This is a genomic window from Rubricoccus marinus, assembly GCF_002257665.1.
GTDB lineage: Bacteria > Bacteroidota > Rhodothermia > Rhodothermales > Rubricoccaceae > Rubricoccus > Rubricoccus marinus.
Window position 1 is genome coordinate 536,781 of sequence record NZ_MQWB01000001.1, and the last position, 15,170, is coordinate 551,950.

A 15,170-nucleotide genomic window follows, 5' to 3' on the forward strand; every position below is an offset into this window, starting at 1 on the left:
ACCGCCAGAGGCTACTGCTGGGCCAAGGCCTCGTGGCGCGCCGCGAGGCGTGGCCGCCCGGTCTCGGCGTAGAGCTGCGCGTACGTGGTGTTTAGCGTAGGCCAGTCTGGATCGGTCGGATCCGTAAGCCGCGTGGCAGCAGCGTCGAGCAGCCGCTCGGCTTCCTGGCGGCGGCCGAGTGGAAGAAGGGTTGCGGCGAGGTGGAGCCGCGCCTTGGCGATAAGCTTCGGGCGGTGCACCGCCACGCGCTCGCGCAGAGTTACGGCATCGCGGAGAAGGGCGGCGGACTCTGTGTAGCGCCCCTGGCGCCGCCGGATTTTCCCCATCGCGACGAGTTGATGCGAGGTCCGGATGTGGCCCTCGGGAAAGGAGCGCTCCAGAATGCGCCGTGCCTCATCGTACCGGGCGTACGCCTCGCCCAAGTCGCCCGCATACGCCCGCGCGTAGCCGATGTGGTTCAAGCTGAACGCGACCGTGTGGTGCTGCGGCCCCAGGAGGCTGCGCCGGAGTGCGAGCCCTTGCAGGTAATACGCCTCGGCGCTTTCATGCTGGCCGTCTTTCCATGCGGCGTGCCCGAGGTTCATGATCGCAGTTGCGGCTTCGGGGTGCGCGCGGTCCAGGGCTTCATCGAAGATCCGGTCGGCCTCTACGAGCATGCGCACGGCCTCGCGCCGGTCGCTGCCGGACGTGGAGAGGGCGACGCCGAGCATCGTGAGCGTTTGCGCCAGGTCTGGATGAGAGGGGCCCAGGCGGGCACGGCGGATGCGGAGCGCCTCTCGAAGCGGTGCGACCGCCTGGGCACGCTGGAAGCTGTGCACGAGCGTCATGCCATAGACGTGGAGCGTCGCAGCCAGTTCTGGCGCGTCTGCGGGAAGCGTGCGGCGCTGGATCGCCAGAGCCTCCTGAAGAAGCGAGTCCGCTCTCGCGTGCCCCTCCGTTACCGCGACGTAGTTGGCGCGCATGCGGAGCGCCTCGGCGAGAATGGCGGGGTCGCGCTGGCCTCTGGCGAGAGCGATGGCCTCCGACGTGAGGCTGTCCGCCCCGCCGTACTGCTCCGTCCAGAGTTGAAGGTCGGAGAGGAGCAGAAGGGACGCGAGGCGTTCGGCGGGCCGCGTTGCCGCGTCCGCGCGCCGGAGTGCGAGGGCCTCTTGCGCCAGAGGCAGGGCCTCGTCGTAGAGCGCGAGGCCGGCGTAGGCCCGGGCGGCGGCTTCCAGCAACCCCGGCGTAGCCGGGTCGGTCGTCATCTCGCGCAGCCGCGCGACGCGAGAATCGAGGAGGTCGCGCGCCGAAACGCGGTCGCCGATCTCGGCGTCGGGGTCGTACGTGCGGAAAAGGTCGGTTAGGAACGAGGCCGTGGCGGTCGCCTTGGCTGCCTCGCGACGCGCCGCGTCTCGCTCTCGCGTGACCGACGCCGTGTGGTAGGCGCCTAGCCCGACGAGAGCGGCCAGGACGACGCCAGAGGCCGCGACGGCCAGCCGCCGACGCCGCACAAAGCGGCTCAGCAGGTACCACGCAGTCGAGGGGCGCGCTTGGACGGGCTCGTGCCGGAGGTGGCGCCGGAGGTCTGCCGCGAAGGCCTCGGCCGTGGGATAGCGCGCTTCGGGGACATCGTGGAGTGCGCGGTCGAGGATGGCATCGAGGTCGCCCTTGAGCCGCCGCCGGGCCTCTGGCGCCGCGGCACTCGACAAGGACTCGGAAACGGCGCCAGAGGCGCTGCGCTCGGGCCTGCGGCCTGCGAGGAGTTCGAACAGCATCACGCCCAGCGCGAACACGTCGGCCGAGGTCGTAATCGCGCCAGAGGCGATCTGCTCGGGCGGGGCGTAGGCGGTGGTGTGCGGGCCAGCCGTGGCACCGTCGCCAAGCGCTGCGGCGACGCCGAAGTCCAGCACGCGTACTTGCGGCCGCCCTGCTCGGCCCGTCTCGACGAGGACGTGGGGCGGCTTGAGGTCGCAGTGGACGACGAGGTGGCGGTGGGCGTGTGCGAGGGCGTCCAGCACGCCTAGGAACAAACCAACCCGCCCGGGCACGTCCAGCCTCTGGCGCTCGGCCCAGACCGTGATCGTTTCGCCTTCCACGAGTTCCATCGCGAGCCACGGGCGCCCGTCGGGTAGCGTCCCGCCGTCCAAGAGGCCCGCGATCCCGGGGTGGTCCAGATTGGCCAGGAGCCTCCGTTCGGCGTCGAAGCGCTGGCGCAACTCGCCAGAGGCCGGGCCTGTAGCGAGGCCCGCGCGGATGACTTTGAGCGCGACGGTGCGCTCGAACAATCCGTCGTCGCGGTCGGCGCGGTAGACTGTCCCCATGCTTCCCTCGCCGAGGCGTGCGCGCACGCGCCAGGGGCCGATGGCCTCGCCCAGCAGCGGATCTCGCCGCATGGACTCCGCGAGCGAGCGGATGGCAGCGCCGCTGTTGATCGGCGAGGTGTCCAGGAAGTCGCCAGAGGTGTCGTGCGCGCCGAGCAAGCCCTCGACGGCCTCTCGAAGCGACGGGCTGAACGTGCCCAATAGGGCGTCCCGCTCCGCGCCGGAGAGAGAGAGCACGTCTGCGAGGCGGGCTTTTACCTCGCTCCAGCTTGGACCGCCTTCTGTCATCGCGCCGCGCGAGCCTCGGTGAGGTGCGCCTGCGTCCGGGTTTGGGCGTCGCCTTCCAACGCTGGAATGGCCTGCTCCAGAAGCGGGATCGCCTCCTCCGAGCGCTTCTGGCGCAAGAGGCAGTACCCCAGCGCCGCGCGGGCCACGGCGAGGTCCTCCTCGCTTGTGTCCTCACGCGAGAGGCGGATGGCGAGTGCCTCGCGGAGCACCGCTTCGGCTTGCCTGTAGCGGCCGCCCTCGTTACGGATCTGCCCGACGCTGACCAGCCCGTCGGCGATGTAGGGATGATCGGGGGGAAGGCTGGCGCGGTCGAGGTCGAGCGAGCGTTGGTAGGCGCGCTCGGCGTCCTCCCACCGCCTGAGGTCGCGGTAGGCGCCGCCCAGGCCGTAGAGTCCTGTCGAGATGGAAGGATGATTGTCCCCCAGCGTCTGGCTCCAGATCTCAATCGCGCGCTCGAACAGGACAACGGCTTCCTCCGCGTTGCCTTCGCTGTTGAGCAGGTTCGCAAGGTTGCTCAGCGTGTTGGCCACAAGCGGGTGCGTGCCCAGGTTCGACTCGCGGATCGCGAGCGCCTTCCGGTAGTGCTCCGCCGCCTCTGAGCCTCGGTCCGCAGTGTAGAGGTAGGCCCCCAGGTTGTTGTGCGTCTGCGCCGCGTCCAAATGGTCGGGTCCCAGGGCCTCTTGCGTGAGCGCGAGCGCCCGCGTGCCGAGTCGGATGGCTTCTTCGAGAGCGCCCTCGCGGCTCACGTCGGAGAGGAGGTACGCGAGGTTGTTCGTCGCTTCGGCAACCGACGCGTGGCCTGGAGGGAAGGCCTCTTGCGCCAGGGCGAGCGCTCGGCGGTAGTGCCGCTCGGACTCCTCGTAGTCGCCGGTATAGCTCAGCACGCTCGCGAGCGCAGTATGCGCGTGGCTGACGTCCGCGCCGGAGGCGCCGAGGGAATCGTAGATGGCGACAGCGCGGCGCGCCAGAGGCTCGGAGGCTCCGTAGTTGCCGAGGTTGGCGTGGAGGTGGCTCAGCATCCGCGCCAAACGGGCCTGCACGAGAGGCTGGCCCCCAAGCCGCGCGATCACGGAGTCGCCGCGCTGGGTGAGAAAGGTGCCGACGCGCATCGTGTCCAGGCGTTCGGCGTCGGCAGCAAAGGGGTCGCGGTCGAACATCAGCGCCATGACGCCCGCGACCTGCTCGGCCGTTTCTGCCTCCGTCCGCGCCCGGTCCCGCTCCTGCGCGAGGCTCGTCGCGTACACGGTGCTCAGCGCAATGGTGGCCAGAAGCGCCGCCGCGATGGCGGCCACGCCCACGCGGTGGCGCCCCACGAACTTGCCCACACGGTACCCCGCCGATGGCGGACGAGCTTCGATGGGCAGTCCATCTAGGTGCCGCCTGAGATCCGCCGCCAGCGCCTCCGCCGACGCGTACCGCTCGGCTGGCTCCTTGCGGAGCGCCTTGAGACAAATCGTGTCGAGGTCTCCGCGCAAAGCCTTCGGGTCCGCCCCTTGCGCCTCTGGCGCGCCGCCAGAGGCCGCGCTCGGGAGGAGGGGCTCGTCGTGGAGGATGGCGTGCTCGAGTGCCGTCTGGTGTCCTGTGTCTGGAAACGGGCGCTCTCCCACGAGGACCTCGTAGAGCAGCAGACCAAGACCGTACACGTCGGTCGCGGTGGTCGGCACCTCGCCGCGGATTTGCTCGGGCGCGGCGTAGGTGCGCGTCATCGGCCGGTGGCCGTCCACGCTCGTAAGGTCGGGGTCCGACTCAGGGTCCAGGATCTTCGCGATGCCGAAGTCCAGCAGGATGGGGCGCCAGAGGCCCCTTGCGTCTCGCGAGACGAGCACGTTGGACGGCTTGAGGTCGCGGTGGACCACGAGCGACTGGTGCGCGGTGTGGACCGCTTCGGCGACGCCGATCATCAACTCCACGCGCTCGCGAACGGGGAGGCCTCTGGCGACATCGGTGATGGAGTCGCCAGATACGTAATCCATCGCGAGCCACGGGCGGCCATCTTCGAGGCCGGCGTCCAGTAGGCGCGCGATGCCGGGGTGGCGCAACCGTCCCAGAATCTGCCGCTCCGCTGCAAACCGGCGCAGCACGGCTTCGGTGTTCGCCCCACGGCGCACCATCTTGAGCGCGACCTCCCGGTCAAAAAGCCCGTCGGCACGCCTCGCTCGGTACACGTCGCCCATACCGCCCTGTCCCACCCGTTCCTCAATGTGATACGGGCCGATCGTGGTCCCGATCAATCGGTCGGGAGCCAGATCGAGAAAGCATTCTGTGTCCTCCACAGGCGGACCGCTTGTAGGCGGGTGCTCCAAGACGCCGTGATCCTCGTCTGCCTGAAGCAGGGCCTCCACCTCGCAGCGCACGTCGTGCGAGAGGGATTCCAGATACGCCGTCCGCTTTACGCCCTCAACCGCGAGCGCTTCAGCCAGCCGATCCTTGATTTCTGACCAGCGAGCGAGTTCCATGAGGCGGGGTGGGTCTTGTCCATACGTCACCAGAGGCCCCGTCGGGTCATGCCTCGGCAAGGGCGCGGTACAGCCACGCGCGTGCGGCCACCCACTCGCGCTTGACGGTCGTGGGGGAGATGCCCAGCGCTTCCGCCGTTTCCTCGACCGTCAGGCCCGCGAAGTAGCGGCATTCGACGACTCGCGCTGCGCGCGGGTCGATCTCTTCAAAGCGTTTAAGGGCTTCGTCCAGGGCCAGGATCTCGTCTGCCGGTTCGTCCGCGCGGATCTCGCCGACGCGGTCGAGTGACGTGGGCCGCTCCCCGCCTCCTCGCTTGACCCGGTTGCGCTTGCGCGCGTCGTCCACGATCACCTGCCGCATGGCGCGTGCCGCCGCGGCGAAAAAATGAGCGCGGCCGTCGAAGGGCAGCCGGTCTCCATCTACGAGCTTGAGGTAGGCCTCGTGGACGAGCGCAGTCGTGTTGAGCGTGCCATCGCGTCGGGAGCGGGAGCGGTGGATCTGCGCGAGCCGGTGCAACTCGTCGTACACCGCGCCCAGAAGCCGGTCGGACGCGCTGGAGTCTCCGTTGCGGGAGTCCGCAAGCAAGGCCGTGACGTCGGCAGAAGGCATGTGACCAAGAGAGGGTGGGATGACCTAGGGTACGACTCCGGCCGGAAACAACAGAGACGGCCCCGCTTCCGAGGAAACGAGGCCGTCGCGCGGCGTGAGGCGAGCGTCGCCGGTAGGTAACGGCCTCACGTGAACGCCCGCGCAGTTCACGCCAGAGGCTGCCGGTCTACTGCCCGCCGTTTTCCAGCATGAGGCGGAAGCGCTCGCAGTCCATCGGCACGGAGTCCACACGCCGGTTGCGGCTGCAGCCAACGCCGGGGTCTTCCTTGTCGCACGAGGGCGACGCGACGCCGCGGTTGCGGATCTGGAGGCGGCTGGCAGCGACCCCCTGCGTCAGGTAGTAGTCGTAGACGGCCTGAGCGCGGCGTCCCGCCAGACCCATTCCGAAGCGGTCGTGCTCTGACGTGTCGGTGTAGGCATCCAGGAATACACAGCAAGCGGAGTTGTCGAGCAGCAGTTCGACGTTCTCACCAAGGAGATCTTGCGCCCGCATCGACAGGCTAGACGAGCCGTGGTCGAAATAGATCGAGTTGAGCTCGACAAGGTCACAGACCAGTGGTTCTGGCTCCACGTAAATCGTCTCGCGCTCCACGATGACTTCCCGCGTTGGAACCGGTGGGATGTACTCGACGGGGGCGGGGGAGCGGGCTCCGAAGCCGAGGCGCAGTCCACCCGTAAGGAGGGCGGAGCCGAACTTGGTGTCGAACAGGCTGTCACCGTCTCCGAGGACACACGCGGGGTCCGTTGGATCGGCCTCACACTTCGCGATGCAGTCCGGGTCACCGTCGCAGAGCTCGAAGAAGTCGGCCGCGACTCGTGCTCCCTGACCGACGTTGTTCAGAGGGAAGCGGTAGCTGGCTTCACCAAACAGGGAGAGGTTGCGCGAGAGGTTGAGGTCCACCCCAATACCGACCGGCAGAACGTATGCGACACGGTCGCGGTCCAACGCATCTGCGACATCGTCCCTTCCAAAGGGATCTGCGATGATGGCGCCAATACCCGTGTAGACGTAAGGCACTACGCTGGAGGTACGTGGCGATGCGAGGTTGAAGAGGAGGTCTACCTCGGCAAGCGCCTGCTCGTTGGTGAGGAACGGGTTGCCGCCCTGCCGCGCGATCTCGTTGTCGCTGTCCGCGCCGATGTTCAACAAGCCCGCCAACAGGCGCCCGTACAGGCGGTCTCCACCGAGGGGGAGCCCTACGAAGGCCGTAACAGCGGGTTTGACCTCGGTCACATTCTCCTGCACGACGTTGTCGAGCGGGTAGAGAGTGTTGGGGCCGTTGTACACGGATGCGCCGACACCTATGCCAATGCGGACACCGGAGCTACCGCCGTCGGTGTCATAGCGCGTGCCGATGACTTGTGCAGACGCCACGCTCGTCATGAGCAAGGCGATCAGAAAGAGGGGAAATGAGAGACGGTGTGTCATATCGGAAGGGCCAGGAGTGGCCGGTCTACCAGGGGATGTGGTCCCGTGTGCGGGCGTTCGGGCTCGTCCCTTACCAAAACCGGACGGAACGGCATGTGAGCGGATTCAACTTCGCTCTTGGACCGATGATCGTTCCCGAGGCCGATCCGTAAAGGTCAGAACGGAGTGGATCTACTCCTGTCAGGCTTCCTGTCTCCGAGCGCCGCTGTGGCGAAGGCTTCTCGCGAGTAGATCTGGGCACATGCTGAATGCGGCCGCGCGCAGCCCCAACCTTCCAGTTGGCTGAAAGCCGGAACGCCAGAGGCCTCTGGCGAACTCGTAGGATCAGCCGCTGGCGCCAGAGGCTTCGGTGGGGAAAGGCCCCGCTCAGGCATAGAAAAAGGGCGGCCTGCTACCCAGCAGGCCGCCCTTTGGCGGAGTCAGCAGGCGGCGTGGCCGCCTACTGAGAACCGATTAGCGACGCGAGGTGCCGCGGGGCGTGAACGTCCCGCATGTGGCCGGGATCGAGTCACCGCGACGTGCGCGGCTATCGCCTGGGCCTGGATCCTCCTTCGAGTCAGCGTTGGGATCCTCACCGAGGCCCTCTGCGCGGACGCGGTCCATCGCGATGCCGTTGGCGACGTAGTAGTCGCGGATGGCGTTGGCGCGGGCCTGCGAGAGGCGGATCTGCTCGGTCTCGCGGTCATCCGTGTAAGCACGGACGAGAACGCAGATGTCCGGGCAGCGACGGAGAACGTCGAGGTTCTCGTCGAGACGCTCGCGGGCATCAGCCGTGAGGGCTGCGCTACCGAAGTCGAAGTAGACCGAGTTGAGCTCGGACACGTCGGCGCAGTAGGTGTCTGCGATCGTCACAGTCGCCGTGCAGGAGTCGGATCCGTATGCGTTCCGCGCAGTCGCGGTAACGGTGTACGTACCAGGCTCACTGTAGCTGTGCGAGGATGGGAAGCGGGTACCGCTGTCGCCGTCGCCGTCACCCCACTGGACCGAGATGGTCACGGGCTGAGAAGCGTCGGAGTTGACGGTGCCGTTAAGCGTGACCGTGTCGCCAGGGCCAGCCGTGCTTGGGCTGATACGGCAAGCCGTAAGGACCGGCGCGATCTGCGGCTCGACGACCGTCACGACACAGGTGTCCATGTCCTCGTTGTAGTCACCCACAGCCGTCGCGGAGACAGTGTACGTGCCAGGAGTCCGGTACGTGTGCGAAGCGCTCATGCCTGCACCCGTTGCACCGTCGCCCCAATCCCAGCTCAGGCTGACTGGAGGCGTGGCGTCCATGTTGGTCATCGCCATGAACGAACCAGACTCACCTGCGGTCAGCTCTGCAGGGCACTGCAGGCCTTCGATCATCACCGGCGTGTACGGCGCCTTGAAGGCGTACCGGAGACCGATGTTGTAGAAGCCGAGGTTGTCGTAGTCAGCGTCGTCGCCGCCTTCGCCGATACCGCCCGTGACGGAACCGGGGTCAACGCCGTCAACAGCGGCGTCGTCGAAGATGAACGAGACGTTGCCCTCCACGAATGCGGAGAGCTGCTGGCCGAGCATGAAGTCGATGCCGAGGCCCGCGTACGGACCGAAGCCAACATCACGCTGCGTCGGGTCGTCGTTGCCGAACGTCACCTGACCACCGATGTTGGTGTAGGGCGAGATGCGCGAGCTCGGGAACGGGCTGTAACGCAGCGCTGCGATCAGGGACGGGAGCGACTCGCTCTCGTTGATCCGACACGCGTCCTCGTTCTCGGGCAGACGGCAGTCCGCCGCGCTCCGTGTACCGTTGGGGGCAGGGTACGCCTCGTTGAGGTTCTTGTACGCCGCGTACTGGCCCGTCACGCCGAGAGCGAGGCTCTCAGTGAACTGGTAGCCGACTTCGAGGCCGAAGCCGGGGCCGAAGTCGCGGGTAGCCCAAGCGCGGTTGTCAATGCGGTCTCCCGTGATGACACCGTTGGTGCGATCAAGCTCGCCGCCGTAGGTGACCACGCCGCCCTTGAGGGCGAGGTAGAGAGTGTTGCTGGGTCGCACGACCTGCGCTTGAGCCGACGAGGCGAGGAGCAGAAGCGCCGTGCACCCGAGCAGGAGCGAGGAAGAGAGACGCGAGGTCATATTCTTCTCCTGTCGGTTCAGAAGCATCATAGAAGGGGTGTGGGTGAAGGGCGGGCCGAAAAGGAAAGGTGGCGAACGCCGGAAACGAGGCGGGTGCCGGGGAGATCGGTGGCAAAAGCCATGGCCGAATCCGCGTCCCAAGTATGCGAAATCAAGCTCGTCCGCGCAAGAAAGCGGGCGCTGCGAGAGCGGCCGCTAGACCAACGTCAGACGTAAAACTCCTCACAAAGGGGCGTGGAGGCGGTGAGGCCGATACCGTCCACATAGAAACGGGTTCCATCGAAACGAATCGCTCCCTGCGAAGAGGGAGGGAAGCGAACGACGGGCCTCTGGCGCCAGCGGCCGGAGCTAGTCGATCGACTGAACGTGCTGCTCGAGCGCGCTCTTGATGTTCGCGGCTTTGTTCGGGTGGATGATGCGACGAGTCGCCATCCGGTCGAGCTGGGCCTTGACGTCGTTGAGCTTGGCTTCGGCGGCCGCGCGATCCGTCAGACCTTCGAGGTCCTTCATCATGGTGCGGACGCGGAGCTTGTGCTGGCGGTTGCGAAGGCGGCGACGGGCGTCCTGACGGACGCGCTTAGCAGCAGACTTGTGCTGGGGCATAAGGCGGGCCCGATCCGAATCGGGCAGGGTTTCAGTCAGAGTTCAACGCATCCAGAGAAGCGCTCGGGATGCAGCCAGCTAAGTTAGACGGCTCTCTGTGCAGATGAAGCGAAACAGCACACCTCGACAACCCTTCTTGCGCGCCGCGCTCGCGCGTCCCACACGCCTCTGGCGCCCGCCAGAGGCCCGCTCCCATGCTCAACTTCCTCCGTGACCTCTTTTCCCGCCCGGGAGCGACCCGGACGGTGATTCTGTTGGAGCAGGACACGATGAGCACGCCGCGCCAATATGAGGTGCGTCCGAGCTACGCGGCGTATGCAGCGGTGATTGGCACTGTCCTGCTGTCCTCGCTCCTCATCGTGCTCGTGGTGCTGACGCCGCTCCGCCGGGTGCTCGCCGGGCCGTCCACGGGTGAGCTTCGTGACACAGCCGAGGACAACGCGATCCGCGCCGCTGCTCTGGAGGACTCGCTGGAGGTCCAGTACCGCCAGATCTCTCAGCTCCGGGCGCTTATCACGGGTGACTTGACCGACGAGGCGATGCTGGACCCGGAATCCGTGGTCCTGCCGTCGGAGGACGAGCTTGCGGAGCTGGGGGATACGCCGCGGCCTGTGCCGCCCGAGGCGCCCCGCCAGGCCTCTGGCGAGCCGTCGGGGCTTTCGCTCCGCGCTCTGCGCGCCAGAGGCGAGGGGCCGGCTCCGGGATCCGCAGCCGAGGCGTACCTCTCCAGTCTCCGCCTTCCTGTTCCGCCACCGCTGGACGGCGTCGTCTCGCGGGGCTTCGACGCCAGCTCGGGCCACTTCGGCTTGGACATCGCGGCTGACGAGGGCACGCCCGTTCGAGCCGTGGGCGAGGGGTACGTGGTGGCCGCCGACTGGACGAACGCCGGCGGGTGGACCGTTGCCGTCCAACACGCCGACGGCTACCTTTCTGTCTATAAGCACAACGACCGCTTGCTCAAGCGAGTGGGAGACCGCGTCCGCAACCGTGAGACCGTCGCCCTCTCTGGCGACACGGGCGAGGTGACATCCGGGCCGCATTTACATCTCGAGATCTGGCGCGACGGCTTGGCGCAAGACCCCGCCTCGTTCCTGATCGTGCCATCGCGTGGAGCCCGCTAGGCTCCGTTTCCCTCCCTGACCGATGGCCCTCTTCCGCTCAGACTCTAACTCCAGCCCGTCCGGATCCATGGCTAAGCAACGCCCCGTCGCCTCCGTAGGCCCCGCCGACCAGCACAACATCATCGGCGCGGGTTCCGTCGTCGAGGGCACCCTCCGAGGCGGGGGCAACGTCCACATCGCGGGCACCATCAACGGCAATGTGGAAGTGGAAGGCCGGACGGTGGTCATGCCAGGCGGCGTCGTAGACGGAGAGCTCACCTCCACGAGCGCGGAAGTCGGCGGCCATATAAAAGGTCAGGTCACGTGCCGCGAGCGCCTCGTGCTCAAGCCGACGGCCGTCGTGGATGGGGACATCCAGACGGCCAAGCTGGTCATTGAGGACGGCGCGACGTTTAACGGCGGGTGCCAGATGGGCGCGCAGGCTGGGGCCTCTGGCGCCGACCGGAAGCGCCGCGTGATCCCCGCCGAGCAAAAGGAGGCCGCGTGAGCGCGCCCCCTGACGAACGCGACGCTTGGGCCGATCCGCCGGACCGGTGGGCCGAGGACGACCGCGCGTGGAAAGAGAAGTGGACCGACAAAGCGCCAGAGGCCTCTGGCGATGACGAGGTGGAGCCGCCCTCGGCAGCGTACCGCCCCGAGAAGGCGAGCATCAAGTCCGTCGCGGACTCCTACGAGGAGGGGATGCGAGAGGCTGGGCCTTACCTCACTATCGGTCTGCAGATCGCCGGCTCGATGTTCCTCTTCGTCGGGGGCGGGTGGGCATTAGATGAGTGGGCGGGCACCTCGCCGTGGGGCATCTTGGTCGGAACGGTGCTCGGCTTTCTGGGCGTGATGGCACTCGTCCTCCGGCTGGCGAACGACGCCAAAACGAAGCCATAGCGCCAGAGGCCTCTGGCGAAGTGAGGGCGGGCAGAGAATCAGGTGAGCGGCAAGAGGGGAGAAGCAAGGAGTCCAGACCGCTTCTATCGGATTTCACCCCCCCTTGCGGGGGCCTCCGCGGGGGGGCGGCTAGCTTGCTGGACTTCCCCGAAAGGGGGCCGATCCCCATCCTGTCCGTCCGCCCCATGACTGCTATCACGAGTCTGCTGCTCGGCGCCGCTCTCGGAGTTGCGCATGGCCTCGCGGGCCTCGTGATCGCTCGCCTCGCAAGAGGCGCATCGGGCAACGTGCTCGCCACCGTGATTCTCGGCGGCACCGCGTTGCGCATGATGATGGTGTTGGGTGTCGTCGCGCTGCTCCTGTTGTTCTCGTCGGTTCAGATCGCCTCGTTTATCACAGGGCTCGGCGTGACGTTCGTGATCGGCCTCATCGCAGAGGTCTTTCTGCTGCTGCGGCACTCGTCCGCTACCCCCACCCGCGCCTGACGCCCCGATGCGCCTCGCTCTCGCGTTCCTCTTTGCCCTCGCACTCGTTCCTGCGGCCTCGGCCGCTGGCGACGAAGAGGATTTCGACGCCGTTCACCACACCGCCGACGGCAACTACCTCGACTTCCTGCCGATCGGCAAGGTTGAGCTGCCGCGCCTATTCGTGGTGCGTGACGCCAGCGGCTCGCTCGGCGTCCGGTTCTTCGGCTCGTCCACGGCTGCGGTGGCCTCTGGCGAATTCGAAATCGAGAGCCACGGCGGGGCCGCTCATGGTGAAGAGGAGCACGTCGGGGATGCCGGCCACGAGGAGTCTCCTGTTGAGGATGTCGCAGACGAGTCGCTTGTAGAGCTGGGCGTGATCGAGGACAGCGCTGCCCCCTACGATGCGCACTTGGTGGCCACAGGCGGATCGGATGTGGTTGTGGACCTCTCTCCGACGCGGCACCTCGTCTTCGTCTTCCTGGCGATCGGCGTGCTTTGCCTGCTCTTCCTGCCGATGGCGGGCAAGTACAAAAAGGGCATCGGCCGCGACACCGCCCCGCGCGGTCTGCTCCAGAACATGCTGGAGACGGTCATTATCTACGTCCGCGACGAGATCGCGCGCCCCAACCTGGGCGAGAAGACGAGCAAGTACCTCCCGTACCTGCTGACGGTCTTCTTCTTCATCCTGATCTGTAACCTGCTCGGCCTCGTGCCCTTTGGCGCGACCGCGACGGCGAACATCTCGATTACGGTCGTGCTGGCTGTGTTCACGTTTATCGTCACGCAGCTTGCCGGCACGAAGGACTACTGGGGTCACATCTTCAATCCCCCTGGCGTGCCTCTGGCGCTGAAGCCGATCCTCATCCCCATTGAGTTCATCGGCATCTTTACCAAGCCGTTCGCGCTCGCCATCCGTCTCTTCGCCAACCTCACGGCAGGGCACTTGGTCATCCTGAACCTCATCGGGATCATCTTCATCATCTCGAAGACGTTCGGTACCGGCGCCGGCATCGGCACGGGCGTCGCGGCGACGTTCATGGTGCTGTTCGTGTACGCCCTCGAAGTCCTGGTCGCGTTTATCCAGGCCTACGTCTTCACGATCCTCAGCGCGCTGTTCATCGGCATGGCCTCGGCAGAGCACGAGCATGACCACGACCACGCCGAGGACCACGGCCTGACGAACCACGACGTCGCCGTCGCGAAAGCGAACGGAACGGCCCCCCACAAACTCCACGAGCGCACCGTCGGCACCGAAGCCACATTCGCGTAGCGCTCGGCCTCTGGCGCCAGAGGCGCCTCTCCGAGGCCACCCAACACCCCGGGCGCGACTGCGCCCTCTCGTAGACAACACCCCCCAAACCTCACCCGCGAAATGGATCCCCTCGCACTCGGTTACATCGCCGCCGGCCTCGGAGCTGGCATCGTCGCCCTCGGCGCTGGACTCGGCATCGGCCGCCTCGCTGCCGCCGCCCTCGAAGGCTCTGCCCGTCAGCCCGAAGCCGCTGGCGACATCCGGACCACGATGATCATCGCTGCCGCCCTCATTGAGGGTGTGGCGCTCTTCGGTCTCGTCGTCTGCATCCTCATGGCGCTCCGCGCGCCGATCGGCGCGTAGCTCACGCTTCGCGTCCGGGAACCGGCCCTCCGCCTCGCCTGCTCCGGCGGCATACCTGTGCCTCTGGCGCCAGGGGCAGGCGGAGGGCGCTTTGACCCTACCCCGCTATGACGTTCGTCCTCGCCGCCAACCTCCTCGCACCCAACGCCGGGCTCATCTTCTGGATGGTTCTGGCGCTGACGATCCTGCTGACGCTGCTCGGCAAGTTCGCGTGGCCGTCCATTGTCGGCGGGATCGAAGAGCGCGAGCGCCGCATCGAGACCTCGCTTACCGAGGCCGACCGCGCCCTCGCACAGGCCAAGCAGCTCCAGGCCGACAACGACTCCGCGCGGCGTCAGTCCGAGCAGCAGGCGCAGGCCATCCTTCGCGAGGCTCGCGAGGAGGCTGAAGCCCTTCGCTCGGCCGACGTGGAGAAGACCCGCGCCGACCTCGCCGAGATGAAGGAGAGCGCCCGCGCCGACATCGAGCGCGAGAAGCGCCAGGCTCTCGCCGAGCTGCGCGCCGAAGTCGCCAACCTCGCCGTCAACGGCGCGGAGAAGATCCTCCGTCAGGAGATCGACGCGCAGACGCAGAGCCGGCTCGTCAACGACTTCATTTCCGAGCTGCCCCAGAATTAGGGGCGCAGAGACGAGGGCGTGGGGCTCGGCTCCACCCCGGTCCTTCCGCCCCCAGTCCCCTCACGCATGAACCCCGTCGCTCGCCGTTACGCGCTCGCGCTCTACGAAGAGGCCGAAGCCAAGGGCATGGTCGAGACCATCGATTCGGACGTGGAAACGCTCCACTCCGCCCTCGACGGCTCCCGAGACCTCGCCGCCGTCTTCGCCAGCCCTATCATCGCGCGCGAAAAGAAGGACGCCGTCCTCCAGAGCCTCTTCGGGGGCAAGGTGAACGACCTCACGATGCGGTTCCTGCGCCTGATGGTCGAGAAGCAGCGCGAAGAGCTGCTGCCCGAGACCGTCCGCACCTACGCCGCCCTCCGCGACGAGCGCCTGAACATCGTGGAGGCCACGGTAAAGAGCGCGCAGCCTCTGGCGCACGATGAGGCGGACCGCCTCCGCCAGAAGCTCGAAGCGCAGGCCGGCAAAAGCGTCCGCGTCCGCATGGTCGTCGACCCGTCGCTCATGGGCGGCCTCGTCGTCCGCATGGGAGACGTGGTCTATGACCGGAGCGTCTCGCACCAACTCAAGACGATGCGCGAGCAGCTCCTGGAGCGCGCCGCCGTCAGCCTCAACTAGCATTCGCCTCGCGCGCCTCTGGCGCCAGAGGCCACCCGATTTGACCCACTGGCCACAGGCCACTGACCCC

The 15,170-nt window shown here is 67.1% G+C and carries 14 protein-coding genes; 8 read left to right on the forward strand and 6 right to left on the reverse strand.

The window, feature by feature from the left end:
* Window positions 1-11 precede the first annotated feature (11 nt).
* From BSZ36_RS02040 to rpsT, 6 genes are all read right to left on the reverse strand, one after another.
* A complete protein-coding gene (locus BSZ36_RS02040) occupies window positions 12-2,537 on the reverse strand; it encodes a serine/threonine-protein kinase (RefSeq protein WP_179270971.1) in 2,526 nt (841 codons plus the stop codon).
* A gap of 47 nt (window positions 2,538-2,584) precedes the next feature.
* Window positions 2,585-5,044, reverse strand: a complete 2,460-nt coding sequence (locus BSZ36_RS02045; RefSeq protein ID WP_094545495.1) for a tetratricopeptide repeat-containing serine/threonine-protein kinase — start codon at window positions 5,042-5,044, stop codon at window positions 2,585-2,587.
* Between the two features lie 46 nt (window positions 5,045-5,090).
* Window positions 5,091-5,654, reverse strand: a complete 564-nt coding sequence (locus BSZ36_RS02050; RefSeq protein WP_094545496.1) for an ECF-type sigma factor — start codon at window positions 5,652-5,654, stop codon at window positions 5,091-5,093.
* Window positions 5,655-5,820: 166 nt separating this feature from the next.
* Window positions 5,821-7,083 (reverse strand): OmpA family protein, encoded by a 1,263-nt coding sequence (locus tag BSZ36_RS02055; protein WP_094545497.1) that lies wholly within the window; start codon window positions 7,081-7,083, stop codon window positions 5,821-5,823.
* A gap of 453 nt (window positions 7,084-7,536) precedes the next feature.
* On the reverse strand, window positions 7,537-9,180 hold the full coding sequence (locus BSZ36_RS02060) for a PKD domain-containing protein (RefSeq protein ID WP_179270972.1): 1,644 nt from the start codon (window positions 9,178-9,180) through the stop codon (window positions 7,537-7,539).
* 348 nt (window positions 9,181-9,528) lie between these two features.
* A complete protein-coding gene (rpsT, locus tag BSZ36_RS02065) occupies window positions 9,529-9,783 on the reverse strand; it encodes a 30S ribosomal protein S20 (RefSeq protein WP_094545499.1) in 255 nt (84 codons plus the stop codon).
* 194 nt (window positions 9,784-9,977) lie between these two features.
* Here rpsT and BSZ36_RS02070 point away from each other — a divergent pair, with 194 nt between their 5' ends.
* The 8 genes from BSZ36_RS02070 to BSZ36_RS02105 all read left to right on the forward strand — a co-directional run bounded on the left by BSZ36_RS02070 (window position 9,978) and on the right by BSZ36_RS02105 (window position 15,100).
* A complete protein-coding gene (locus BSZ36_RS02070) occupies window positions 9,978-10,904 on the forward strand; it encodes a M23 family metallopeptidase (RefSeq protein ID WP_094545500.1) in 927 nt (308 codons plus the stop codon).
* A gap of 67 nt (window positions 10,905-10,971) precedes the next feature.
* Window positions 10,972-11,391, forward strand: a complete 420-nt coding sequence (locus BSZ36_RS02075; RefSeq protein WP_179270973.1) for a bactofilin family protein — start codon at window positions 10,972-10,974, stop codon at window positions 11,389-11,391.
* On the forward strand, window positions 11,388-11,783 hold the full coding sequence (locus tag BSZ36_RS02080; RefSeq protein WP_094545502.1) for an AtpZ/AtpI family protein: 396 nt from the start codon (window positions 11,388-11,390) through the stop codon (window positions 11,781-11,783). The genes BSZ36_RS02075 and BSZ36_RS02080 overlap by 4 nt, the downstream gene beginning before the upstream one ends.
* A 134-nt stretch (window positions 11,784-11,917) precedes the next feature.
* A complete protein-coding gene (locus BSZ36_RS02085) occupies window positions 11,918-12,268 on the forward strand; it encodes a hypothetical protein (RefSeq protein ID WP_143536723.1) in 351 nt (116 codons plus the stop codon).
* 7 nt (window positions 12,269-12,275) lie between these two features.
* The gene (gene atpB / locus BSZ36_RS02090; protein WP_094545504.1) at window positions 12,276-13,520 is read left to right on the forward strand and encodes a F0F1 ATP synthase subunit A; all 1,245 of its coding nucleotides are present in this window, start codon (window positions 12,276-12,278) and stop codon (window positions 13,518-13,520) included.
* A 102-nt stretch (window positions 13,521-13,622) separates the two neighbouring features.
* Complete coding sequence (gene atpE / locus BSZ36_RS02095; RefSeq protein WP_094545505.1) at window positions 13,623-13,865, forward strand: ATP synthase F0 subunit C; 243 nt, start codon at window positions 13,623-13,625, stop codon at window positions 13,863-13,865.
* 107 nt (window positions 13,866-13,972) lie between these two features.
* Window positions 13,973-14,482, forward strand: coding sequence for a F0F1 ATP synthase subunit B (gene atpF / locus BSZ36_RS02100; RefSeq protein ID WP_094545506.1), 510 nt, complete (start codon window positions 13,973-13,975; stop codon window positions 14,480-14,482).
* Between the two features lie 66 nt (window positions 14,483-14,548).
* Window positions 14,549-15,100 carry a F0F1 ATP synthase subunit delta gene (locus BSZ36_RS02105; protein ID WP_094545507.1) on the forward strand — a complete coding sequence of 184 codons (552 nt, stop codon included), beginning with the start codon at window positions 14,549-14,551 and terminating at the stop codon, window positions 15,098-15,100.
* Window positions 15,101-15,170 lie beyond the last annotated feature (70 nt).

Excerpts from the sequence above, each read along its gene's own strand:
- BSZ36_RS02045 (WP_094545495.1), bottom strand. The coding sequence starts at position 5,044 with ATGGAACTCGCTCGCTGGTCAGAAATCAAGGATCGGCTGGCTGAAGCG.
- BSZ36_RS02050 (WP_094545496.1), bottom strand. The coding sequence starts at position 5,654 with ATGCCTTCTGCCGACGTCACGGCCTTGCTTGCGGACTCCCGCAACGGA.
- BSZ36_RS02055 (WP_094545497.1), bottom strand. The coding sequence starts at position 7,083 with ATGACACACCGTCTCTCATTTCCCCTCTTTCTGATCGCCTTGCTCATG.
- BSZ36_RS02060 (WP_179270972.1), bottom strand. The coding sequence starts at position 9,180 with ATGACCTCGCGTCTCTCTTCCTCGCTCCTGCTCGGGTGCACGGCGCTT.
- rpsT (WP_094545499.1), bottom strand. The coding sequence starts at position 9,783 with ATGCCCCAGCACAAGTCTGCTGCTAAGCGCGTCCGTCAGGACGCCCGT.
- BSZ36_RS02070 (WP_094545500.1), top strand. The coding sequence starts at position 9,978 with ATGCTCAACTTCCTCCGTGACCTCTTTTCCCGCCCGGGAGCGACCCGG.
- BSZ36_RS02075 (WP_179270973.1), top strand. The coding sequence starts at position 10,972 with ATGGCTAAGCAACGCCCCGTCGCCTCCGTAGGCCCCGCCGACCAGCAC.
- atpB (WP_094545504.1), top strand. The coding sequence starts at position 12,276 with ATGCGCCTCGCTCTCGCGTTCCTCTTTGCCCTCGCACTCGTTCCTGCG.
- atpE (WP_094545505.1), top strand. The coding sequence starts at position 13,623 with ATGGATCCCCTCGCACTCGGTTACATCGCCGCCGGCCTCGGAGCTGGC.
- atpF (WP_094545506.1), top strand. The coding sequence starts at position 13,973 with ATGACGTTCGTCCTCGCCGCCAACCTCCTCGCACCCAACGCCGGGCTC.
- BSZ36_RS02105 (WP_094545507.1), top strand. The coding sequence starts at position 14,549 with ATGAACCCCGTCGCTCGCCGTTACGCGCTCGCGCTCTACGAAGAGGCC.